Source organism: Stenotrophomonas sp. YJH_SMC_82 (assembly GCF_059368875.1).
Map to the genome: position 1 here is coordinate 466527 of NZ_JCAFSE010000001.1, position 22142 is coordinate 488668.

At 65.3% G+C, this 22142-nt stretch carries 23 protein-coding genes, 1 tRNA gene and 1 pseudogene; 13 read left to right on the forward strand and 12 right to left on the reverse strand.

The window, feature by feature from the left end; all coding sequences use genetic code 11:
- The first annotated feature begins 16 nt into the window (after window positions 1-16).
- Together AC5P53_RS02140 and AC5P53_RS02145 are read left to right on the forward strand one after the other, a co-directional pair.
- Complete coding sequence (locus tag AC5P53_RS02140) at window positions 17-1726, forward strand: ArnT family glycosyltransferase (protein ID WP_197621293.1); 1710 nt, start codon at window positions 17-19, stop codon at window positions 1724-1726.
- Window positions 1727-1878: 152 nt separating this feature from the next.
- Window positions 1879-3135, forward strand: coding sequence for an O-antigen ligase family protein (locus AC5P53_RS02145; RefSeq protein WP_014648560.1), 1257 nt, complete (start codon window positions 1879-1881; stop codon window positions 3133-3135).
- A 30-nt stretch (window positions 3136-3165) separates the two neighbouring features.
- Here the strand turns inward: AC5P53_RS02145 and AC5P53_RS02150 are convergent, their stop codons facing one another.
- On the reverse strand, window positions 3166-3972 hold the full coding sequence (locus AC5P53_RS02150; protein ID WP_014648559.1) for a glycosyltransferase family 2 protein: 807 nt from the start codon (window positions 3970-3972) through the stop codon (window positions 3166-3168).
- Here AC5P53_RS02150 and AC5P53_RS02155 point away from each other — a divergent pair.
- Window positions 3971-5029, forward strand: coding sequence for a CDP-glycerol glycerophosphotransferase family protein (locus AC5P53_RS02155; protein ID WP_032958279.1), 1059 nt, complete (start codon window positions 3971-3973; stop codon window positions 5027-5029). The two genes, AC5P53_RS02150 and AC5P53_RS02155, sit on opposite strands and share 2 nt — an antisense overlap.
- 97 nt (window positions 5030-5126) lie before the next feature.
- Here AC5P53_RS02155 and AC5P53_RS02160 read toward each other — a convergent pair whose 3' ends face one another.
- The 4 genes from AC5P53_RS02160 to AC5P53_RS02175 all read right to left on the reverse strand — a co-directional run bounded on the left by AC5P53_RS02160 (window position 5127) and on the right by AC5P53_RS02175 (window position 9381).
- Window positions 5127-6665 (reverse strand): PH domain-containing protein, encoded by a 1539-nt coding sequence (locus AC5P53_RS02160; RefSeq protein WP_197604811.1) that lies wholly within the window; start codon window positions 6663-6665, stop codon window positions 5127-5129.
- Complete coding sequence (locus AC5P53_RS02165) at window positions 6662-7162, reverse strand: PH domain-containing protein (RefSeq protein ID WP_032958281.1); 501 nt, start codon at window positions 7160-7162, stop codon at window positions 6662-6664. The genes AC5P53_RS02160 and AC5P53_RS02165 overlap by 4 nt, the downstream gene beginning before the upstream one ends.
- Window positions 7163-7236: 74 nt before the next feature.
- A complete protein-coding gene (ribA, locus tag AC5P53_RS02170; protein ID WP_041863895.1) occupies window positions 7237-8373 on the reverse strand; it encodes a GTP cyclohydrolase II RibA in 1137 nt (378 codons plus the stop codon).
- Window positions 8374-8460: 87 nt separating this feature from the next.
- Complete coding sequence (locus tag AC5P53_RS02175; RefSeq protein ID WP_099476005.1) at window positions 8461-9381, reverse strand: lauroyl acyltransferase; 921 nt, start codon at window positions 9379-9381, stop codon at window positions 8461-8463.
- A gap of 61 nt (window positions 9382-9442) precedes the next feature.
- Between AC5P53_RS02175 and dtd the strand changes: the two genes are divergently transcribed.
- The 4 genes from dtd to AC5P53_RS02195 all read left to right on the forward strand — a co-directional run bounded on the left by dtd (window position 9443) and on the right by AC5P53_RS02195 (window position 12521).
- The gene (gene dtd / locus AC5P53_RS02180) at window positions 9443-9883 is read left to right on the forward strand and encodes a D-aminoacyl-tRNA deacylase (RefSeq protein WP_014648553.1); all 441 of its coding nucleotides are present in this window, start codon (window positions 9443-9445) and stop codon (window positions 9881-9883) included.
- A 90-nt stretch (window positions 9884-9973) separates the two neighbouring features.
- Window positions 9974-11827: an RNA polymerase sigma factor RpoD gene (rpoD, locus tag AC5P53_RS02185; protein WP_014648552.1), complete on the forward strand. Its 1854-nt coding sequence runs from the start codon at window positions 9974-9976 to the stop codon at window positions 11825-11827.
- Window positions 11828-12093: 266 nt separating this feature from the next.
- Entirely contained in the window at window positions 12094-12405 is a 312-nt protein-coding gene (locus AC5P53_RS02190) for a hypothetical protein (RefSeq protein WP_495227077.1), read from the forward strand.
- Between the two features lie 40 nt (window positions 12406-12445).
- A tRNA-Ile gene (locus AC5P53_RS02195) sits at window positions 12446-12521 on the forward strand.
- Between the two features lie 805 nt (window positions 12522-13326).
- Here AC5P53_RS02195 and AC5P53_RS02200 read toward each other — a convergent pair.
- The 5 genes from AC5P53_RS02200 to AC5P53_RS02220 form a co-directional block, all read right to left on the reverse strand.
- Window positions 13327-14190, reverse strand: coding sequence for a hypothetical protein (locus AC5P53_RS02200; RefSeq protein WP_495227078.1), 864 nt, complete (start codon window positions 14188-14190; stop codon window positions 13327-13329).
- A 1188-nt stretch (window positions 14191-15378) separates the two neighbouring features.
- Window positions 15379-15939, reverse strand: coding sequence for a fasciclin domain-containing protein (locus tag AC5P53_RS02205; RefSeq protein ID WP_111206688.1), 561 nt, complete (start codon window positions 15937-15939; stop codon window positions 15379-15381).
- A gap of 177 nt (window positions 15940-16116) precedes the next feature.
- Entirely contained in the window at window positions 16117-16368 is a 252-nt protein-coding gene (locus AC5P53_RS02210; protein ID WP_014648542.1) for a hypothetical protein, read from the reverse strand.
- 91 nt (window positions 16369-16459) lie between these two features.
- Window positions 16460-16705 carry a hypothetical protein gene (locus AC5P53_RS02215; protein ID WP_014648541.1) on the reverse strand — a complete coding sequence of 82 codons (246 nt, stop codon included), beginning with the start codon at window positions 16703-16705 and terminating at the stop codon, window positions 16460-16462.
- Between the two features lie 669 nt (window positions 16706-17374).
- Window positions 17375-17767 carry a DoxX family protein gene (locus tag AC5P53_RS02220; protein WP_032958324.1) on the reverse strand — a complete coding sequence of 131 codons (393 nt, stop codon included), beginning with the start codon at window positions 17765-17767 and terminating at the stop codon, window positions 17375-17377.
- A 117-nt stretch (window positions 17768-17884) separates the two neighbouring features.
- Here AC5P53_RS02220 and AC5P53_RS02225 point away from each other — a divergent pair, with 117 nt between their 5' ends.
- The 3 genes from AC5P53_RS02225 to AC5P53_RS02235 all read left to right on the forward strand — a co-directional run bounded on the left by AC5P53_RS02225 (window position 17885) and on the right by AC5P53_RS02235 (window position 19549).
- Complete coding sequence (locus AC5P53_RS02225; protein WP_075076431.1) at window positions 17885-18304, forward strand: H-NS histone family protein; 420 nt, start codon at window positions 17885-17887, stop codon at window positions 18302-18304.
- 49 nt (window positions 18305-18353) lie between these two features.
- A complete protein-coding gene (locus AC5P53_RS02230) occupies window positions 18354-18761 on the forward strand; it encodes a hypothetical protein (RefSeq protein ID WP_014648538.1) in 408 nt (135 codons plus the stop codon).
- Between the two features lie 164 nt (window positions 18762-18925).
- Window positions 18926-19549, forward strand: coding sequence for a hypothetical protein (locus AC5P53_RS02235; protein ID WP_227864596.1), 624 nt, complete (start codon window positions 18926-18928; stop codon window positions 19547-19549).
- 287 nt (window positions 19550-19836) lie between these two features.
- Here AC5P53_RS02235 and AC5P53_RS02240 read toward each other — a convergent pair whose 3' ends face one another.
- Window positions 19837-20478, reverse strand: coding sequence for a glutathione S-transferase family protein (locus AC5P53_RS02240; protein WP_495227081.1), 642 nt, complete (start codon window positions 20476-20478; stop codon window positions 19837-19839).
- 86 nt (window positions 20479-20564) lie between these two features.
- Window positions 20565-20834, reverse strand: a pseudogene (locus AC5P53_RS02245) (helix-turn-helix domain-containing protein); the annotation flags it as partial.
- Between AC5P53_RS02245 and AC5P53_RS02250 the strand changes: the two are divergent.
- The 3 genes from AC5P53_RS02250 (at window position 20799) to AC5P53_RS02260 (ending at window position 22092) form a co-directional block, all read left to right on the forward strand.
- The gene (locus AC5P53_RS02250; RefSeq protein WP_346601667.1) at window positions 20799-20960 is read left to right on the forward strand and encodes a hypothetical protein; all 162 of its coding nucleotides are present in this window, start codon (window positions 20799-20801) and stop codon (window positions 20958-20960) included. The pseudogene AC5P53_RS02245 and the gene AC5P53_RS02250 sit on opposite strands and share 36 nt — an antisense overlap.
- Before the next feature lie 64 nt (window positions 20961-21024).
- Window positions 21025-21186 (forward strand): hypothetical protein, encoded by a 162-nt coding sequence (locus tag AC5P53_RS02255; RefSeq protein WP_495227083.1) that lies wholly within the window; start codon window positions 21025-21027, stop codon window positions 21184-21186.
- A 453-nt stretch (window positions 21187-21639) separates the two neighbouring features.
- Window positions 21640-22092, forward strand: coding sequence for a PA2169 family four-helix-bundle protein (locus tag AC5P53_RS02260; RefSeq protein WP_014648535.1), 453 nt, complete (start codon window positions 21640-21642; stop codon window positions 22090-22092).
- Window positions 22093-22142 lie beyond the last annotated feature (50 nt).

Consider the following 22142-nt stretch of genomic DNA (forward strand, 5'->3'; position numbering starts at 1 on the left):
TGACGTTGCGAGTCCCATGCTGAAATCCCGCGCGTCGCGCGAGACGTGGTTGTTCGTGGTGATGGCCCTGCTGGTGCTGGGGGCCGGGCTGGGCCTTCGTGATCCGTGGCCGTCGGACGAGCCGCGCTTCGCGCTGGTGGCCAAGCAGATGTTCGACAGCGGCCACTGGCTGTTCCCGCACCGCGGGACCGAGCTGTACTCGGACAAGCCGCCGATGCTGATGTGGTGGCAGGCCACGCTGTACAGCCTGGTCGGGCAGTGGCGCGTGGCCTTCCTGCTGCCGTCGCTGCTGGCGGCACTGGGCACGCTGTGGTGCGTGGTCGACCTGGGCCGGCGGCTGTGGACGCGGCGGGTGGGGCTGTATGCCGGCTGGGCGCTGCTGTTCGCGCTGCAGTTCACCTTCCAGGCGAAGAAGGCGCAGATCGATCCCCTGCTGCTGCTGTTCATCACCCTGGCCAACTACGGCCTGCTGCGCCACCTGCTGCTGGGGCCGGCCTGGCGCTGGTGGTGGCTGGGCTGGTTCTTCGCCGGCATCGGCGTGATCACCAAGGGCGTGGGCATGCTGGCGCTGCTGATGATCGTGCCCGCGGCAATCGCCACGGCGCTGCGGTGGCCACGGGTGGGCCTGCACGCGCGCGAGGCGCGCTTCTGGCTGGCGCCGCTGGCCTTCCTGCTGGCGGTGTCGTTGTGGCTGGCGCCGATGCTGCTGGCCGGCTTTGCCACCGGCTCGGACGAATATCGCGCCTACATGGACGATATCCTGTTCCAGCAGACGGCGCGGCGCTACACCCATTCCTGGGATCACCATCAGCCCGCCTGGTACTTCCTGGCGACGATGCCGCTGATGTGGATCCCGGCATTCCTGGCCCTGCCCTGGGCGATTCCGGCATGGCGCCGCCGGCTGCAACGCCGCGACGCGCGCTATCTGCTGCCGCTGGCCTGGTGGCTGATGGTGGTGCTGTTCTTCTCGATTCCCGCCGGCAAGCGCGACGTCTACATCCTGCCGGCGCTGCCGATGTTCTGCCTGGTGCTGGCACCGCTGTTGCCGGGGTTGCTGAAGCGACGCGATGTGCAGGCCGTGGTGGGGCTGTTCACCGGCCTGCTGTCATTGGGCCTGGCCGTGGCTGGCGCGATGGCGGTGCTGGGTGACCCGGCCTTCGAGCTGCGCCTGACCCATAGCCGCGGGCTCGCCCCCGGGGCCGTCGACGCGCTGGCGTGGACGATCCTGGCGATGGGCCTGTGGGGCGGATTGAGCCTGCTGGCCTGTGGCCGTCGCCGGCAGCTTGCGCTGGTGTCGACCCTGGCGGTGGTCTGGGTGCTGTACAGCCTGGTCGGCTACCCGCTGCTGAACGATTCCAGTTCGGCCCGTGGCCTGATGCGCGCGGTCGGTACCCGCCTGGGCCCCGATGCCGAGCTGGGGCTGGTGGCCTGGAAGGAACAGCACCTGCTGCTGGCCGACCGTCCCGCAGCGACCTTCGGTTTCGAGACTGACTGGGACGAGCAGCTGGTGGCGGCCACGCGCTGGCAGCGGCTGGCGCCCGGACGCCGTTGGCTGCTGGTCCACGAGTACGCGATGCTGTCGTGCGTCGACCGCAACCGCTCCGAACTGGCCGGCGTGGCCAACCGGCGGCGCTGGTGGCTGGTGCCGGCAGCGGCGGTGACGGTGCCGTGCGTGGTCACTGCCGAGGAGCGGGAACGTGAACGGCGTTTGCAGGAACATGACTAGCCAGCACGATTTCCGCTTGTCCAGTCTGCCCAAGCGGGTCCAAAGGCAGTAAAACAGCAGGCTGGGACGGGCCGCGTTGGCCCGTCCCATTCTTCCAGCAGATTGCAGCGATACTTCCCGACGTGCCAGCTTCACCGGACAACCTGAACCTCATGGCCGGCGACCCGCTGGGCGTTCCCGTCGGTGGGCGTCACGGGGTTGCACACGGGCTGGCCCAGCTGGGGCTGTTCTGCCTGCCGGCACTGGTGCTGACCGTGCCGATCAACCTGTTGCCGTATGGTCTTCTGCTGCTGCTCAGCACCCTGCTGGCGCCGGAGCTGCTGTGGCGCGCGCGGGGCATGGCCGGCCAGCCGGTGAAAGTGCTGGTCTGGCTGATGCTGGCGGTGCTGGCGCTCGGCGTACTGTCGGTGGTGCTGTTCGAACAGGGCCTGCGTGACGTCGACAACCGTTCGCGATTCGTGGTGATCCCATGGATCGCGCTGTGGATCTGCGCGCTGCGTCCCAGCCTGCGGTGGCTCTGGTACGGCTCGTTGACCGGCCTGCTCGCCACCTTCGTGATGTCGCTGTGGCAGGTGCTGGGCGGCGCCCCGCGCGCGGAGCTGTTCACCAACGCCATCGTGCTGGCCGACATCGTGATGGTGTTGATGGTGCTGCTGGTGTTCTGCCGCCCGTCGCGGCGCTGGTCGCTGGTGATCCTCGGCATGGCCGCCGGCTGCGGCACCATCGTGCTGACCGGCAGCCGCGGTGTGTTCGCCGCCTTGCTGGCGCTGCTGGTGGTGCTGGCGCTGAGCCTGCGCTGGCGTACCGGTGCGGCGCGCCTGTCGGTGCTGGCCGGGATGCTGGCGATCGGTGCGACGCTGCTGCTGTCGGTGCCGGAGCTGCGCCACCAGGTCCGCCTGAGCGAGCTGCACAGCGACGTGCAGCGGATGGAGCTGGGCGACAGTGATTCTTCCGCCGGTGCCCGCGTCGAGCGCCTGCAGGTAGCCTGGCAGACCTTCCTCGATCATCCGCTGGTGGGTGTTGGCATCGGTCATTTCGACAGCGCGATGCAGCGCGTGCCGGTCTGCCGGGAGAACCCGGAAGAGTTGCGCTGCCACCTGGGGCATGCCCACAACGACGTGGCCGAATGGGCGGCGACCCAGGGTGTACCGGGCCTGCTGCTGTTGCTGGCGGTGTATGGCATCCCGCTGTGGTTGTTCGTGCGCCTGCATCGCCGCAGCGGACGGGCGACCTTCCGCGGGCCGGCCGCTGCCGGCGTCATGCTGGTGATCACCTACGCGTTGTGCGGGCTGACCCAGTCGATGTTCGCGCACCAGATGACGGCCAGTTTCTACGTGACCCTGGTCGGGCTGCTGACCGGCCTGTCGATCGTCGAAGGCGCGCGCCACCGGGCGATCACCGGCTCGTGATGCGTCGGCGCGCCGGGCGGGCCCCGGCGATCAGGGGTTCGGCGGGTCGGCCACGGGCTGGCCGTTGCCCAGCATCCACAGCATGATGGTCTTCTGCCGCACGTAGTTGGCGCGCACGTAGGCGTAGACCAGGCCGTGCCAGCCGTCGCGGAAGCCGCCACGGAACACGAAGCCGCGCCAGAACCGCCAGGCCGGCGCCAGTACCAGCTTGCCCAGCGTGGCCCGCTTGCCGCGTGCGAACTCGTGCTCGGCCATCATCCGCGCGTACTTCTCGGTCTTGGCCAGCTGCTGCTGCAGGGAGCGGTACGGGTAATGGACCAGGTCGCCGCGCAGGGTGCCGACGCTGCCGTCGACGCTGGCCGCCTCGTGGATCTCGCGCTTGCCGCGCCAGCCGCCGCGGCGGCGGTCGAACAGGCGCATCACCCGGTCCGGGTAGGCGTTGCCATGGCGCAGGAACCTGCCGAAGTACTCCGACAGGCGCGCGAAGCGATAGCCGGCATGGCCGGCGAAGCCACCGTCGCGGGCCCGTTCGATGGCTGCGCGCAGTTCCGGGCTGATCCGCTCATCGGCGTCCAGGCACAGCACCCAGTCGTGGCTTGCCTGCTCGACGCAGTAGGCCTTCTGGCTACGGAAGCCATCGAACGCGCGCTGCAGCACGCGGGCGCCTGCGGCCTCGGCGATGGCCAGGGTGGCATCGGTGGAGTACGAGTCCACGACGATGATTTCGTCGCAGAAGGCCAGCGAGGCCAGGCAGTCGCCGATGCGGCCGGCCTCGTTGAACGCGATAATGCAGGCCGAGATGCGAGGCCGTTCGATGGGAGCGGTCGTGGAGGACATGATGGCCGGGTACCTGTTGTTTGCGACGGAGCGCTATGCGCTGCCTATTCTCGCCCCGTTGGCGCAGGCCTTGCACGCCTCCGGGCAGGAGGTGGCGGCCTGGTTCGAGGACGGCGCGGCCGCCAGCAGCCTGCCGGGTGTGCCCAACATCGGACTGAAACAGGCCCTGGCGATGCGGCCGCGTGCCGTGTTCAGCGCCGCCAACTGGGTGCCGACCTTCCTGTCCGGCGCCAAGGTACAGCTGTTCCATGGCTTCAACGTGGAGAAGCGCGACAGTGCGCGCGGCCACTTCCGGGTGCGCGGCATGTTCGACCTGTACTGCACGCAGGGGCCGGCCACCACCGCGCCGTTCCGTGAGATCGCCGCCCTGCAGGGCCACTTCGCCGTAGCCGAGACCGGCTGGCCGAAGCTCGACCCGCTGTTCCGCGACGACGGTGGCGAGAGCGCCGCGCTGCGCGCAGCGGCGGGCGGGCGCCCGGTGATCCTGTTCGGTTCGACCTTCACCGAGCGCCTGAGCGCAGCGCCCCACCTGCATGCGCAGATCGCCGCCGATATCGCTGGCGGTGAGCGCTACTGGCTGCTGACCCTGCACCCGAAGTGCCCACCGGAACTGTTCGAGCGCTACCGCGCGCTGGCCGGTGCCCATGCCCGCTTCATCGAGCCGGAGCAGGTGATGGCTGCGCAGCGCGCCGCCGATGTGCTGGTGTCGGACACCTCGTCGATCGTTTCGGAGTTCATCGTCCAGCACAAGCCGGTGGTGACCTTCCGCAACCGCGTGCCCAAGCCGCACATGATCGACTTCGACGACCCGGCGCAGCTGCCGGCGATGCTGCAGCGCGCGCTGCATCCCGACGCCGCGCTGCAGGCGGAGATCGTGCGCTACGCCGACGCCATCCATCCGTACCGCGATGGCCTGTCCAGCGAGCGGGTGATCGCCGCCACCGAGGATTTCCTGTCCGGTGAAATGGGCGTGCTGCGGCGCAAGCCCTTCGGCAGCTGGGTGCGCGACCTGCAGATCCGCAAGGACCTGGGATATTGGGGGCCGTCGCAGCGCTGATGCCTCGCCGACCCCGCTCGCGGTAGTGCCGGCCGCTGGCCGGCAACCTCGGGAATGTCTGCGGTTGCCGGCCAGCGGCCGGCACTACCGGTGTTGCTTACCAGCGCAGCTTGCGCCGCGCCAGCGCCGCGGCCAGCTGCTCCATCACGTGTTGCGCCTGTGCCTGCGGCAGGTAGCGCAGGGTCAACGCCACATCACCGTGCGCACCGGCCGTATCCAGCTGCAGGCTGCTGGTGCCGAGCAGCTTGTCCAGCGGTGAACGCTGCAGGCGCAGGCCCTGCACCTTGTCCAGGTCGGCCCAGCGCCACCAGCGCTTCCACCAGCCGCCGCGCACGGCCACGTAATGGGCATCCAGATACCAGCCCATGCGCGCCATCTGCCGATGTGCCACCAGCAGCGCCACCGGCAGCCAGGCCAGCACGATCAGGCCCCATGATCCCCAGCGCCAGTACGCGGCCGCTGCCAGCACCGGCACCAGCAGCAGCGCGCCCAGGCACAGCCGCCACCAGCCACGCTGCGGAATGGACTGCCATTGCGCTGGCGGCCACCGCAGTTGAGGCAACAGGTGCTGCACCAGCTGCTCGCAGCGCATTGCCGGTGCCAGCGGTGCCAGCTCGCGCAGGGCGCGGTCTTCGTCGCGCGAGGGCCCGCCGGCAGCGCTGTCGATGCGCAGCTGGCGCAGGCCGAACCAGCGATGCAGGGTGGTTTCGCGCAGCGTCCAGGCCTGGATGCGGCGACGCGCGACACTGCTGCGTGTGCGGCTGAGCAGGCCGGCCGAGACGGTCAGGCGGCGATCCTGCTCGCTGAGGGTGAAGCCGTGATAGCGCAGCAGGGTCAGCACCACCGACAGCGCACGCAGCGCCAGCCAGCCCAGCAGCAAGGCTGCGGCCAGCAGCAGGAAGGCGCCGGCCACGCCGGGATGCAGGTGGCTTGCGTAGCCGAAGGCTTCCCGGCCGCCACGCTGGATGGCCGCGTCCATCACCGGCCGCGGCACGGTCTGGAACAGCACGCCGAAGGCGGCGATCGCCAATGCCCAGCCGCGGTTGGACAGCAGGCCCATGCGCACCACGTCCCAGCTCGACAGGCGCAGCAGCACCTGTTCGGTGTCGGCGTCGGTGATCGAGGGGGCGGCCACGACGTCGGCGGCCTGCGGTGCCTGCCCACGCTGGCGCACCAGTCGTTCCAGCGCCAGCGCCTGGTCCAGCTTCAGCACGCGCATTTCGGCTTCCGGACGCACGCCACCGGCCGATTCCAGGCGCAGCTCGGCCACGCCGAACAGGCGGTGCAGCGGGTTCTGCCGCACTTCCACGTTGTGGATGCGGGCGAACGGGATCTCGCGGCGGTTGCGCGCCAGCAGTCCGCTGCGCACGGTGATCGCGTCGCTGCCGATGCGGTAGCGGTAGCTGAGGTACTGCAGCACCGAGACCAGCACCAGCGCGGCAATCGCCGACAGCGGAATCAGCTGCGCCCACATCGGGTCGCGGTCACCGCGCTGGCCGAACACCAGCAGCGCCACCAGCGGCAGGAAGTAGTGGCGCAGCTGCATCAGCAGCACGAACAGCCACGACCACGGGTGCAGGCGATGGTCCTCGCCACCGGCAGGCAGCGATGCGGGCAGGGGCGGCGGCAGGCTCACAGGGCGTCGGCGTCCTGGTCGAGCTGATGGGACAGGGTGTCACGCAGGCGCTCGGCGTCGGCCTCGTCCAGGCCGCTCACGGTCACTGCGCTCATGCGGGTCCCGGCGGTGTGCACGATCAGCGTGGCCAGGCCGGCACGGCGTTCCAGCGGGCCGCGGCGCAGATCCAGGTGCTGCACGCGCGAAATGGGGATGCGCGTTTCCAGCTGCCACATCAGGTCGCGGCGCAGGCCCAGCCCTTGGGTATCCAGCCGCCAGCGGGTGCGGGTCAAGCGCCGGTGGCCAAGCCACGCGCCGAAGACGATGCCGATCAGCAGCCCAAGGGCGGCCGTCCACAGGCCGCCGGGCAGCTGGAAGAACCACGCGGCCGCGGCCAGCGGCAGGCCCGGCACGAACAGTCCGCCGAAGGCGCCTTCCAGTGCGGCCAGGCGGGCGGCGCGCTGCGGCAGCGACTGCCAGGCATCGGCAGGCGGGGAGGTCAGGGGAACGTCGATCACGCAGGCTCCGTCAGGTGGCAGGGCGGGCGGTGGCGGCAGGGCCGCACCGCGCAGACGGTAGCAGGTCGACCGCGCTACTGGGCAGCCTGGATCAGCGCGTCCACATCCAGCATGTGGCCGGCACGATCGGCCTTGGTGCGCAGGTAGTGTTCGTTCTCGGCAGTGATCTCGCCGGTGACCGGAATGCAGTCCAGCACCTCGATGCCGGCGTTGCGCAGACGCTGTGCCTTGGTCGGGTTGTTGCTGAGCAGGGCCACGCGCGAAATGCCCAGGCCATGCAGCATCGCCACCGCACTGCCGTAGCGGCGCTCGTCGGCACCGAAGCCCAGCTGTGCATCGGCATCGATGGTGTCCAGGCCGTCGTGCTGGTAGCCGTAGGCGCGCATCTTGGCGGCGATGCCGGTGCCGCGGCCTTCCTGGTCCAGGTACAGCAGCACGCCGCCGCCCAGTTCCTTCAGCTTGCGCAGGCCGCGCCGCAGCTGGTCGCCGCAGTCGCACTTGAGTGAGCCGAACAGGTCGCCGGTCAGGCACGAGGAGTGCACGCGTACCGGCACCACCGCCGACAGGTCCGGTTCGCCGACGATGATCGCGACCTGGTCGCGCTGGGCCACGCCGCCGCGGAACACCGCGAAGGTGGTCATGCCGACGTCGCGCAGCGGTACCGGCGAACGGGCGACCAGTTCGTAATCGTGGGCGGCGTGTGCCGCGCCTTCGGCCAGATCGCAAAGCGCCACTTCAGCAGCACCCTCGAAGGTGCGGTCAGCTGCGTCCAGGCGCACGGCCACCATGGCCGGCAGCAGCAGGCCCAGGCGGGCCAGCTCCACCGCGCCGGCATCGAAGGCGTCGCCGGCCGTCCAGTCGTCCGGCATCGGGCCGGGCTCGCGGAGGTAGCCCAGCGAGGGCAGGGCATCGAAGGCAACCCCCGCCAGCGGCAGGCGTGCGCCTGCCGGTGCCTCCACGCCGAGCACGCGGGCGCGGGTGGCGGTCAGGAACAGGTAATGGCGCTCGCGTGCGGCAGCGGCGAAGGCAGCGAAGCTGCTGGCAGTGGCGCTGTCCAGTGCAATCACCGCCAGCCGCTGGCCCTGCCCATCGTGGAGCAGTACCGGGCGACCGGCACGCAGTTCGGCCACCGCGCGTTCGCAGCGGATCGCGGCGGGGTCGCCGAACAGGGAAGAGGCAGCAGGCATGGCGGGACCGGGGGAGGCGGACATCGCAGTCTCTATGGGGGCGCCGGCGTCGTATTCAACGTGGTGCGGCCGCCGGTCGCAGGGGCCGGATGGGCCTGGGCGTGGGGGCCGTCAGTGCGGATGCTCTTCGGTCGCATACGGATCTTCCTCGCCGCTGCCCGGTGGCCGCAGCGTATAGCGCTTGTAGGTCCACTGGTACTGCGTCGGGTCGCGGCGGGCGATGCGCTCGATGCCGGCATTGAGCGCGGTGGCGGCCACCTGCGGGTCCGGATCGGCCACGGCCGGGTCGGTCGGCTCGATGTGCAGGGCGAATTCCATGTCCGGCCCGATGCGCTCGCACCAGCCATACAGCACGGTGGCGCCGGTGCGCTCGGCCAGCCGGTTGACCAGGGTCATGGTCAGCGCCTGCACGCCGAAGAACGGCACGAACACGCCATCGCCGGCCTTGGGCTGCTGGTCGGGCAGGATGCCGGTGGCGCCGCCGTCCTTGAGCACCTTGAACAGCTGGCGCACGGCCGGGCCCTCGGCGCGTACCTGCTGCACGTTCTGGCCGCCGCGCACCAGCTGCAGGAAGGCGTCGCTGGCCTCGTCTTCCGGCGGCTTGTAGACGATGGCGATCTGCCCGCGCGAGGCCAGCCACTGGTTCAGCAGCTCCCAGTTGCCGAAGTGCGGTGCGGCCACGATCACGCCCTTGCCGCTGGCCAGGGCCGCGTCGTACAGGGCTTCGCCGTGGCGCTGCTTCAGGTGCAGCCGCAGGTTGTCGGCCGGCTGCCGGCTCCACAAACGCAGGGTCTCGATGGCCTGCAGCGCAGTGGAGCGCAGCAGTTCGCGGTGCAGGCGGTCGCGTGCAGGACCGTCCAGCTCCGGGTAGGCCAGTTCGAGGTTGCGCCGGGTAACGCGGCTCTCACGGGCATTGACACGAACCCACGTCCACGCCAGGGCGTGTGCGAACCCCCGCAGCAGCGGCCAGGGCAGGCGGGCGAACAGGGTGGTGGCGCGGTAGACCAGCCGGGCTTTGCGTTGCGGATTCATCGGCGTCAGTTTAGCCAAGGGCGCTGCTATCGTGGCCGGCCCCGTTCATTGGAAGCCCACGATGCTCGTCCTGATCCAGCGTGTCAGCCAGGCCGCCGTCCATGTCGACGAGGAGGTGGTGGGGCAGATCGGCCCCGGCTTGCTGGCCCTGGTCGGCATGGAACCGGGGGATAGCGAGGCCCAGCTGCGGCGGATGGCCGAACGCCTGCTGGGTTACCGGGTGTTCGCCGACGAGGCCGGGAAGATGAACCGGTCGCTGCGCGACACCGGTGGCGGCCTGCTGCTGGTCAGCCAGTTCACCCTGGCGGCCGATACCCGTTCGGGCATGCGGCCGAGTTTCACCAGCGCCGCACCGCCGGACGAGGCTGAACGCGGGTTCAATCGATTTGTCGACATCTGCCGTGAAAATCATGCGCCAGGGGTGGAAACGGGCCGGTTTGGTGCCCATATGGTCGTCAGCCTGGTCAACGACGGTCCCGTGACCTTCCTTCTCAGGCCCTAGGCCGCCGGGACCACCGCCCGGCAGGCAGGGCCCCGGGCTGGTATAATGCTACGTTCCCTATTTCTCCCTAGCCGGTGGCGCGAGCACTACATGGCCAACGAACGTCCTGCCCAATCCGAAATCAAGCAACTGATCAGCAAGGGCCTGGAACAGGGCTACCTGACCTACGCCGAAGTCAATGACCATCTGCCGGACGACATGGTCGACCCGGAACAGATCGAAGACATCATCGGCATGATCAACGGCATGGGCATCGATGTCCATGAAGTTGCGCCGGATGTGGAAACCCTGCTTCTCAACGACGGCAACACCGGTAACCGCGAAGTCGATGACACCGCGGCCGAAGAAGCTGCCGCCGCGCTGAGCGCGCTCGACACCGAAGGTGGCCGTACCACCGACCCGGTGCGCATGTACATGCGCGAAATGGGCACGGTCGAGCTGCTGACCCGCGAAGGCGAAATCGCCATCGCCAAGCGCATCGAGGAAGGCCTTTCGCAGGTCCAGGCCGCCCTGGGCCAGTTCCCGGTTTCGGTCGAATCGCTGCTGACCGACTACGAGGCCCACAAGGAAGGCAAGAAGCGCCTGGCCGAAGTGATCGTCGGCTTCAACGACCTGGCCGACGAAGAGCCGGCGCCGCCGGCGGTCGCTGCCGATGACAGCAGCGATGCCGACGCAGAAGGCGACGAGGACGAGGACGATGACGTCGAGGGTGGCGAGGAAGAAGCCGCACCGACCGGTCCGGATCCGGAGGAAGTCGCTGCGCGCATGCAGGCGCTGAGCGATGCTTTCAATGCCTTCAAGAAGGCGGCGACCAAGGGCGACAAGAAGAACCTGCCGCGCCTGCGCGAAGAGATGTCGGCGGTGTTCGTCACCCTGAAGCTGCCGCTGCCGCTGACCGACGTGCTGACCAAGCAGCTGCGCGACACCATGGCGTCGATCAAGGCCCATGAGCGACGCGTGCTGAACCTGGCCACCGTCACCGCGCGCATGCCGCGCAAGGACTTCATCCGCTCCTGGGAAGGCAACCAGACCAACCTGGAGTGGGTGGAAGACGCACTGAAGCGCAAGCAGAAGTGGTCGTCGGCCCTGCGCGAAGTGAAGGACCAGATCATCGCCGAACAGCAGGCGACGATCGACATCGAGAAGCTGACCCAGCTGGACCTGGAAGAGCTGAAGGAAATCAGCCGTGCCATGGCCTACGGTGAAGCCAAGGCGCGCAAGGCCAAGAAGGAAATGGTCGAGGCCAACCTGCGCCTGGTGATCTCGATCGCCAAGAAGTACACCAACCGTGGCCTGCAGTTCCTCGACCTGATCCAGGAAGGCAACATCGGCCTGATGAAGGCCGTGGACAAGTTCGAGTACCGCCGCGGTTACAAGTTCTCGACCTACGCCACCTGGTGGATCCGCCAGGCGATCACCCGCTCGATTGCCGACCAGGCGCGCACCATCCGTATCCCGGTGCACATGATCGAGACGATCAACAAGTTGAACCGCATTTCCCGCCAGATGCTCCAGCAGTACGGCCGCGAGGCTACGCCGGAGGAGCTGGCCAAGGAAATGGACATGCCGGAAGACAAGATCCGCAAGGTGATGAAGATCGCCAAGGAGCCGATCTCGATGGAAACCCCGATCGGCGACGACGAGGATTCCCATCTGGGCGACTTCATCGAGGACACCAACGTGGAGTCCCCGATCGAGAACACCACCAACATCAACCTGTCTGAAACCGTGCGCGACGTGCTGGCCGGCCTCACCCCGAGGGAAGCCAAGGTGCTGCGCATGCGCTTCGGCATCGACATGAACACCGACCACACGCTGGAAGAAGTCGGCAAGCAGTTCGACGTGACCCGCGAGCGCATCCGCCAGATCGAAGCGAAGGCGCTGCGCAAGCTGCGTCACCCGAGCCGCTCGGAGCAGCTGCGCAGCTTCCTGGATATCGATTGATTTCCAGCGGCTGGTGAAGCGTTGAGAGAAACCCCGCCTGGTGCGGGGTTTTTCTTTTTGGGGTGCCTGGACATGCCCGACGGGGCTTGCCGATGACGCATCTGCCGTTTGAATTTTTCCTGCGACGGTCGCACGCTGATCGCGCAGATGCTCAACACATCCCGTAGGCGGGCCGGTCATCACCGGCGCCGATGCAAGCGCACGGCAGGTCACGTGCAACTCGTACGGCCTGCGGCATTGATTCGTCATGCATCTGGAGTCACGCCATGAATGATGTGGAGCACGATGTTCCCGAGCCCGTGCAAACCGATTTCCCGCCGCTGCTGGACTGGGATGAGGTGATGCGGGATGAGTGCGAGGATCGATTGGGATTTGCACGCCGTACGACGTATGCGCTGCTGACGCTGTCGGAGGCCGGATTGCTTGCCGGCTTCAGCGGCGACAAGCAACAGGGACTGGAGCAGATCAGAAGGATGGTTGCGTTGTTCCAGGCATGCCTGAGGCGGCAGGTATGGCTCGCAGAAGCGGCGGAGAGGCGGCTGGGGTGTATTTCGGAGGCGCTTGCCGCTGCCGGGTAGCCGATCGGGCGCGGCCTCCACTACACTGTGACGCTGCGCCGGGCCTATAGCTCAACGGTTAGAGCAGGGGACTCATAATCCCTTGGTTCCAGGTTCGAATCCTGGTGGGCCCACCAATTCATCCAATGGTTGCATCATTTCAAAGGCACCGCTATGCAGTGCCTTTCGCGTTCAATGCCTATGCGGCGCCTATATTTCAGTCGAGGCAGGCCCCTGGGGATGACCATTCATTGGGTGCCCACTGCTGCAGATCCGGGTCGGCTCGATGCGGGATCCGGTAGTCGCGCTTCTACTACTTCTCGCAGTTGCAGAATGAACGTTGCTGTTCATGCAAGCGGGAGGTGCTGTTCCCGCTTGCCTGATCTGTTCTACGCTTCCAATGCTACTTCGGGCGAATAGGAGTAATTGGTTTGATCGTTACCCTTCCGTTGCCGCTACCGCCGCAGTTACCGTGGCAGCCTCCACCCAGATTGGCTCCGCCCGTGCCACCACTACCTCCTCCACTGCCGCCGCCAGCGCCGCCACCACTGGAGGGCGGACGCGTAATGGGCTCTTGGTTGGTTCCATTCCAGTCATAGCTGTCCGTCAACTCATAGGTGGCGCAGTGCGTCGTGTTGCAGACGATGACCTTGGAGCCTGCCTGTATTGAGTATTCGAACCCCCCCTTCCTTTGCTGGTTTACGACATCTCTGTATCTATTAAGGAACGCCTTCGTGGCGTTGTCTGGAATTCGAGCCTGCAACTGACACGTAGTACAGTTAACTGGGCCAAAGACGGTGAGGGCAGGATCAAAGGGCCAAATCGCATAAGCCATGGGAAGGGCTGCGATTGCGACGGCCAGGGAAGTTGCAATCAACCATTTCTTCGAAATCATTGCTTTCATCGTGCGCCATGTTGGGTGGGTAGGAAATTTCTGTTGGATTACAAGCAGCAGGATCTGTATATAGCCTCAGACATCTCGTTGGATCGCTCTATCTGGTTGGGATGTAACAGTTTGGAGAGCCTCGCAATGGACGCCGCCGAATGGCTGTTGGGTTGCGCGCGCTGATATGCGAGCCAGTATGCAAGGCTCTTTTCAGGGGATTTATCGGTAATGATCCCTCGGTCATGGATGTCAGCAAGGGCTTCAATCGAGTCGACGCTTCCCAGTGATACCGACTCATTTAGGTAATCAATCGCATCCCTTCGATAATTGGTTATTCGCTCCGGATCCTTGAGCGCCTCAGTCAAGTCGCCAATGATGGCTTTCGGGTCTTTGGCGAAAATCAGTCTCGCTTCGACCGATCCTTGGGCGGCAGCAAGGGAGAGCCAATTCTCATCTCCGAGTTCCGTTCGCCCTATCAGTCCTTGGCAGTGGTCAATCTCCTGTTCGATTTTCCTTGAGTACTGCTCCCCCAGGCCAACTGATGCGTAGGCCTTGTACTCATCGGCATCACCTGAGTTAAGCGCCCGCTTGCAACTGGCAATGCGGTTGTGGATCTCATAGCTCGACTGGGCATTGCCCGACCGTGCAGCCGCGATGCGTATGTCAATGTATTCCGAGGCATCGCCTTCGTAGTGAGGCGCATCGATCTTGAGCAGAAATGCCTTGCCACCCAAAGCCAACCTTGATTCGGTGGATTGGGGCGGCGAACGCGAGGATTGGCGAATGCTTAATTCAGATGCGGCATCCGTTGGCGAAGCGCCTCTTTCACTGCGAGGAACCCCATCTCCTTTGTTTCCTGTGACGTCGGATGGTCTGCAGGCCAACCAGGAAATGGTTGCGATTGCGCCGATGACGACCATTCCATATACGAGACTCCTACTCATCTTCACCTGATTCCTTTCCCTTGTCGTGGCGGAGGTTTGCAATGGACTGGACCTCCGGCCGTGGTGATAACGGATTTCAGGGCTGATCCCCTGCCTACCCCTGCCTACCCCTGCCTCCCGATTCCCGGAATTTCATATTGCGGGTTGACATTCAATGTCAACCAGAAACTCGTTGCAGCTGGCTGCACTTGCTTCTTGCGTGTTCTCAGTCACGCATCACTGGACTTAAAGCGACAAATGCCCTGCTTGGGGTGGCAAGCGCATGAGTGGCAAAATGGCCATTCCGTGCCGCGGTAGCACTTGGCTTCTTTAGCTCGTTCGCCGGGCGGCGGCCGCCGCAGTTGCGATCTCATCGCGAAGGTTGCGCCCTCCCTCCTGATGCGGCCGCGACGCGGTCGTGTTTATCGTTGGCCTTGGTGTATCTGTAGTGGAGCTCCAGCCCAGCGCCCGCGAGCTTCGTACATCCGGTCAGCCCGCACCATGCGATGCTGAATCTGCGGCCTATTGGCCGATCGGTAAGGTGGCTAGTTCGTTGTCTCTGAGCATCCCTTCATTGCGCCCAATGGCGACCGCTCGGCGACCTTCTGTCAGCGGAAAGAGGTGGACGATAATGAGCGAAGATGGTCGCGCGGCTTGGAAGAATCAGCGGCTTGGTTTGCAGCGGGAAGGTCTGTGGAGACGCGTGGAAGCCCTCTGGAAGCCTCAAAATTCCTTGGTTCCTGATTCGAATTCTGATGGGACCAGAAAGAAGGTGGCACTTGGGTTTCGGTCTCAGTGCCTTTCTTGAGTCGTCGGCAGCCCACGATCTGGTGGTGCATCTCCTGGATACCCCGCATGACATTCGTCGTGATCGCGTCCGCCAGCGCAATCGCGAGAAAGGCGCAACGTTCCCCATGGAGGTACCCGCTGCCTTCTGTGAGCTGGCGAGCGAGCATTGGGAACCGATGGACCCAACCGAATGCGAGATCTACGACGTCAGATAATCACCTGGAATCCAAGGCCCCCTTCTGACTGACAGGGATACCAAGGCCCCAACACCGCTGCACGCTCCTGATACATGAGGTAGCGCGTCACCCGCCCCGCAGCCGCGATGCCGATTCATGGGAGGAGACGGCGGCAGCCGCGATGCGGCTGCCGCGCATGTGCTCGTCCTGCTGCTTGCAACTACTTCGGCATCAACACCGTGTCGATCACGTGGATCACGCCATTGGACTGGCCGACATCGGCAACGCTGATCCCCGCCTTGCCGCCCTTGGCATCGATGACCCACAGCTTGCCGTCATGCAGTGCGACGGTGAGGGATTCACCTTCAACGGTCTTCAGCGTGGCCTTGCCGCCGTGCTTCCTGGCATCGGCCATCAGCTGCGCTGAACTGTAATTGCCTGGCACCACGTGGTAGGTCAGGATCTTGGTCAGTTGTGCCTTGTTTTCAGGTTTCACCAGCGTATCGACCGTACCTGCGGGCAGCTTGCTGAAGGCTGCATTGGTGGGCGCGAAGACGGTGAAGGGGCCGGCGCCATTGAGGGTATCGACCAGGCCCGCTGCCTTGACCGCAGCGACCAGGGTCGTGTGGTCCTTGGAGTTGATGGCGTTCTGGACGATGGTCCTGGTGGGATACATCTCCGCTCCGCCGACCATCACGGTACTGGCGGCGAAGCTCATTGAAGTGGCTGAGACGAGTACGGCGAAGCTGACTGTGGCGGCTATCCGCTGAAGGGCTTTCACGGCGCGTTCCTCTATAGGATGCCCGCAAGGCGCGGGCATCCTACATACGCGCTGGCGCGGCCCTTGGATGCAGGCAGATGCATCAGTGCGCGTTGTCGCTTGAAACGTCGCAGCGTTGTAAAAGCCGAGTGAACGACTGCCCCTGCCGGCGGCTACGCAGTACGAACTGCGCGCCGCTCAGCGGCGCGGATGGCGGATGTCGGAAGCGCAGCCAGAAAGGCGCGCGTTGCTGATGGCCTGGCGGACACCACAGCCACGGCATGACAGCACGGTTCCACCGGCAACGTGTTCCATCTCATGCTCGTCCCACACGCTCGTCGATCCGCAGGCGGTGCAGGTGGCGACGATCTGCAGTGCGCGGGCCAGGTCGCCCTGCTCCCCAGCCTTGTAGGTGAGATCGGTGATCTGAAAAATGCCGGTATGACTCATGGGAATGCCGGGGGGTGCTTGTTGACGAACGATAGGGCCCACCGGGTATCGGTCGTGTCGGTGCTGCGTTGATGGATGGTTGAAGTGCAGGCTATTCGTCGCTGCGTCGATTGAGCTCTTCAAGCCGTGCGCGGCTGACTGACTGGTGATTGCCGCAGGTTGGGCAACTGAGGGCAGCCGCACCGTCGAGATCGACAAGGCCATGGTTGGGAATGGCCCTGAACTGCCAGGAACACTTGATGCAGGAGCAATCGATTCGGGTGACCTGCAGCAGGGTGCCGTCTGCCCGCGTCACTCCCTCGACGCTGATTACGTAGAACTGTCCGATGTCACGCATGAAGATGAACGAAATCCCTGAATCCGTAGGGCGCCATCATGCTGTTTTGTGGGCCATCTGGGACAAAGGTGGCTTGGTCGAATTCTGAAGAGTTAAGAATTCGAGTGACGGTGCGGACTCGCAGCGGGACAGGTAATCCAACGCCGCGCGAGTGAGAGTTGGATACGACGACGTGAGCGCCTTCCGCAAGGTGTTCCAGAGCATTGTCGGCATGTCCCCGTCCGCATGCCGGGATCATTTCCGTATCCGGCGGCGTGCACAGGGGGAAGGCCGACGTCGGGGGGCGTGGTTGACGGGATGGTGTCGACCCATCGCCAGCATGCCGGTGTCACCGCGCGGGGTCGTCGACCACAGGCATGCTTGGCGTGCGGATGCTGATTCCGATCCCGACAGGAGATCGCATGATGCGCAGTGCTTGTACGTTCTTCGTTCTGGCTGCATCGCAATGCGTTCCGGCATTCGCGTCCGACGCTGGCGAATCACCCAGGTCAAGACGCCGGCGCCGATCATCGATGGCCTGCGGTACACGCGCGCCTTCAACGTGGCCGGACCCTCACGGCCGAGGGTTACGGTGCCATCGAGTTCCTGGATGCACAGGGCAAGGTGATCCACACGCTGGCGCCAGAGGCCGAACTTCGCCGCCAGCGCGTGCACACCTCGAATCGAGGCTTACCCGCGCCGACCGCGCCCGTCGATGCTGTAGCGCCCGGCCCCGGTGCAGGCCAGCAGCAGGAACCCACCGGCCAGCCCCAGGTTCTTCAGGAACATGATCTGCTGGGTCTGGTCGGCGAAGTTGTGGTGGAAGATGAAAGCGGTGACCAGGCTGAAGCCCACCAGCACGATCGACACCAGCCGGGTCTGGAAGCCGAGCAGGATGCACAGGCCACTGCCGATCTCGAAGGCGACCGTTGGCCACAGCAGGATGCCGGGCACGCCCATGGCTTCCATATAGGCCTGGGTGCCGCTGAGATCGCCGAGCTTGCCCAGCCCGGAGACCAGGAACAGCGCCATCAGCAGGATGCGCGCAAGCAGGTAGGCAAGCGAATGCGATGAGGTGCTCACAGGGATGTCCTCGGGGATGGCCGACGAAGGCGATCGGAGCCCACCCGCAGTGAAGCCCGTGTCTACGCGGGGGCAAGCCGCCTTGACAGGCGCCGCGCGGCAGTAGACCTTTCCAGCATGACGATCGATATTGAATCGCTCAGCCTGCGGGAGCTGGGCGCCTTGGTGGTTGCCGCTGAACAGCGGAAGCAGCTGATTTCCAACCGCCGTCCTGCCAGCGCGGTGCGGCGTATGCTGAAAGCCGCCGCGGCGGAAGCGGGATATACCCTCGAAGAACTCTTTGGCGATGAAGCCATCGAAGCGGGCGCACCCAGCCGTAAACCGGCACGGCGCAGAACCGGCAAAGTGGCCGCCAAATACCGAGACCCGGAATACAAGCGGCTGACCTGGTCCGGCCGCGGGCGCATGCCGCGTTGGCTCGCTTCCAGGATCCAGAAGGGCCACAAGGTCACCGACTTCCTGATTCCCGGGTTGGCGCGACCGACGGCGCGCAAGGGCAGCCCGATCGGCCAGCGCACGGTCTTCAAGAAGGATTGAACCTGCCACGCTGCTACCCTGCCGGGGTCTTTGAACGAAGGAGCACGGGATGGCACACGATGCAGGCAGGACGATCACGCCCACGATGCTGTATACCGCCGCGGCCGCGGCCGTGCTGGTCAGCCTGCTGGCCTGGGCGGTGGAATGGAGCGGGATGGCCTATGTCTGCCCATATTGCCGCGTGCAGCGCACGGTCATCGGCGTGCTGGGCCTGCTGACGCTGTTCGCGCGCCCGGGCGGCATCGTGGTGCCCTGGCTGTCGTACAGCGCGGGCGCCTTCGCGTTCGTGGTGGCGGCGATGCAGCACTTCAACGGTTGGAAGCGCATTTCCGCCGGCGACTTCAGTTTCAACGAACAGTGGTACATCGATCCGTGGCTGCTGTCGGGCTGCGCGATGCTGGTCCTGGTGGCGCAGCTGATGCTGGTGCAGGCCGCCTGCCGGCGCAGGTTGCACTGACAGTGTCGTCGCTGAGGGAGAAGTGCCGGGTATGGCAAGCGCTCTCAATCCTTCAAAGCGGTAGTGACATCGCGTGTGGCGCGCGATGCTCATGAAGTATGCCGTCGCACAGGATCCTCTACATACTGAATCCATCGGGCAACATGGCACGAAAGTTCAGCGTCATGCGTGATCGTGAAGGCGGCATCCGTTGCGACAAAATGGAACCCGGCGCGATGGATTGCGAACCCTTCGTCATCATCGACGAGCTCCCGGTCGAGCAACCGGCGATCAACTATCTTCAGTTCAAGCGCATAGTCGCTCAATCGGTGATCAGCCTGTCTGAGCCCGGCTACCCGACCAATGTGTACGACGACATCCAGAATCCGCAGAGAAGGGATGCGGTCAGCCAGCATCTGGGGCAGCGTTTCGAGACTTACATCTACCTGGCTTCCGGCGCGTACTCGCTTGGCATCGATGTCTGGGCGCCGCAGAAGATCCGCTATGCTGACGGGTCTACCGCTTCCTACAACTACAGCATGATCAACCGTCGCTGGGAGCCCAACGCCCTCCTTTACAAGGACAGGTTCGGTAACTCCATTCCGCTTAGCGTTACACAGTTGAGCGAGGGGCGAGGCGGCGTTACGCATCGCTTCGAATTCCCGAATGGGAATGCCACCGATATGGGAAGCTTCGTCAATGCGCTCAACAACATCGGTGTCCCGGTGACGGGGGCGGGCAATCAGTCTGTCACCTGCACCAGCACGATCAGGCTGACCGAGGTCAAGGTGACCTGCAACCGGAACTGATGAGGAATAGATCGATGCGAGTTTCACCAGGCCTGGGTTCCACGGTCATATTCGGTACTTCCTTTGTGGGAGCACTGCTATGCGGGTTCGTGTTTCCATCCATGTCGGCAGGTTCCCCGGAGCTGACCCCTTGGATGTTCAACGGCCTGCTGGCGTGCGGTGCGGTTGCGCTTTTTAGTGCTCCCTTTGGCTGGCGGGGTTACCTGAACTGGAGATCGCGTCGATTGAAGTAACGCATGGGGCCTGCGTGACTGCTGGCCCCTTGTTACCTGGGAGGAGGCGCAGCGCTAGGCGTCCTGGAAAACCGCCAGCTGCGCAGCAAACGCACGCTGGTAGGCGGGCCGTTGCGTGGCCCGGGCCACATAGGTGGCGACCTGTGGGTACTCGTCGAGCAGGCCGCTGCTCTTCAGGCGCAGCAGCACCGAGACCATCATCAGGTCGCCCACGCTGAATTCGCCGTCCAGCCACGTTGTCCTGGTCAACCACGTCGATAGTTGGGCCAGCCGCGTCCGGACCCGCTCATCGAGCATTGGCAGCCGTTGCGCGTACCAGGCTTGCTCGCGCTCAAGCACCCAGGCCATGGAACGCTCGACGATGGGGGGCTCCACCGTGTTCAGCGCAGCGAACACCCACATGATCGCGCGCATGCGGGCGTCCGGATCGCGCGGCAGCAGGCCGGGGTGCTGTTCGGCCAGGTGCAGGGCGATGGCGCCGGATTCGAACAGGGTCCGGTCGCCCTCCTGCCACGTGGGAATCTGCCCGAACGGATTCCGTGCCAGGTGCGCGGGCTGCTTCAGCTCGGCGAAGCTGAGCAGTTGTACGTCATAGGCCACGGCCAGTTCCTCCAGCGCCCAGCGCACGCGCATGTCACGGGCCAGGCCCTGGCCGCGGTCGGGGGAGGTGGCGAAGGCGGTGAGGATCGGTGGCATTGGAGCGCTCCTGCAGGCCGATGGGCCTGCCTTTCCTGTTCCGACGAGCGACGGGGCGGGAAATCGACAGCCCTCGATGCGGGCCTTCACCCGGCCCGATGCTGCTCCCGATACTGATCGGGCGTGCACTGCGCGTGCCGCTTGAACATTTCGGCAAACGCGCTGACGCCTGAATAGCCCAGCTCCCCGGCGATGCGGCTGATCGGCTTGCGTGTGCACAGCGCCTCGGTGGCGCGCACGAACTTCACACGCCCACGCCGGCCGCCGAGTGACATGCCCAGTTCACTGCGCGCCATGCGCTCCAGCGTGCGCACGCTCATGTGAGGCCGCTGCGCGATCTCGGCCACGGATTCGGCCGTGCATTTGCCGCCTGCATCGTGATGATGCTGCGCCGGAAGATTCCGCTGACGGTGCTGGAGTCACTGTTCCTGCAGGCCACGGCGGCGTCGCTGATCCTGCTGCCGCTGCAGCTGCCGGAGTGAACAACCTGACCGCGGTGGGCTGTTTCGGTTTCGCTGTGCGTCGATCCTTGCCCCCCTCAGCTGGATGACCGGTCTTTCGCGCTTGGGCGCGGCGCGCGTTTCGGGATTCTTCAGCCTGGTGCCGATCGTGACCACCGCACTGGCGGTGCTGCTGCTGGGTGAGTCACTCAGCGGATGGGGTGCTGGGTGGCAGCCTGCTGGCGGTGTCGGGTGTGGTACTTGCTGAATATGCCGCCAGGCACGGGTGCGGAAGGCCGATGCGGCCCGATATTCCAGCAAGGTCTGCACGAAACGTGCACCTCACGTCGACGTTGTGCGATGCCGTTGCGCTTCAGTCTGGCAACCCCATTCCCCGCCCGCGCAGGAGCCCATCGATGAATACGCCTGGAAAGCCGAGACCCACCTGGAAGCAATGGCACGTGCTGCTGGTGATCCTGGCAATCGCGCTGCTGGTCACTCTGATCATCGTCACCGCACCGTGGTAACGCGTGCAACGCGCTCAGATTCCGTGAAAGCCGACGATGCTTGAAATGACGAAGTCAGCAGGTGTTTCGCATGGTGATGCGTGCATCAATTCGTGCTCACCTGGTTGGCACACGCGATTGCACACAGTGGGGTCGAAGGCAATGCAGATGCACTGCCATTCTCCACTGACTTTCGAGCACACAGGAGCGACGCCATGAGCACCCAGTCCACCATCGAACATCGCCTCAACGACCTGATCGAAATCGCCCGCGATGGCAAGTCGTTCTATGAAGAAGCGGCCACCAAGGTCAAGGATGCCGAGCTGTCGGCACTGTTCACCCGCATCGCTGGCGTCAAGGGCCGCATCGTGGCGGCGTTGAGCGGCTCAGTGGCCGCCAGCGGTGGCAAGCCGGCCGAACATGGCACCGTGGTCGGTTCGATGCAGCAGTTCTACGGCAAGGTTCGAGCCGCTTTCGGTGACACCAACTATGGCTACGTGGCTGAACTTGAAGAATCCGAGGACCGCCTGCTGGGCGCGTTCAAGGATGTGCTGCAGGACAACGAGCTGCCGCCGGCCGTGCGCCAGGAAGTGACCCAGCTGCTTCCGGAAGTGCAGGAGTGCCACAACGTCATGCGTGCGCGAAAGCACGCAATGAAGGCCGCCTGACCGCAGCGGTCGGCCCAATCAGCGGGACTGTCAGCCGGGGCGGTTTACCG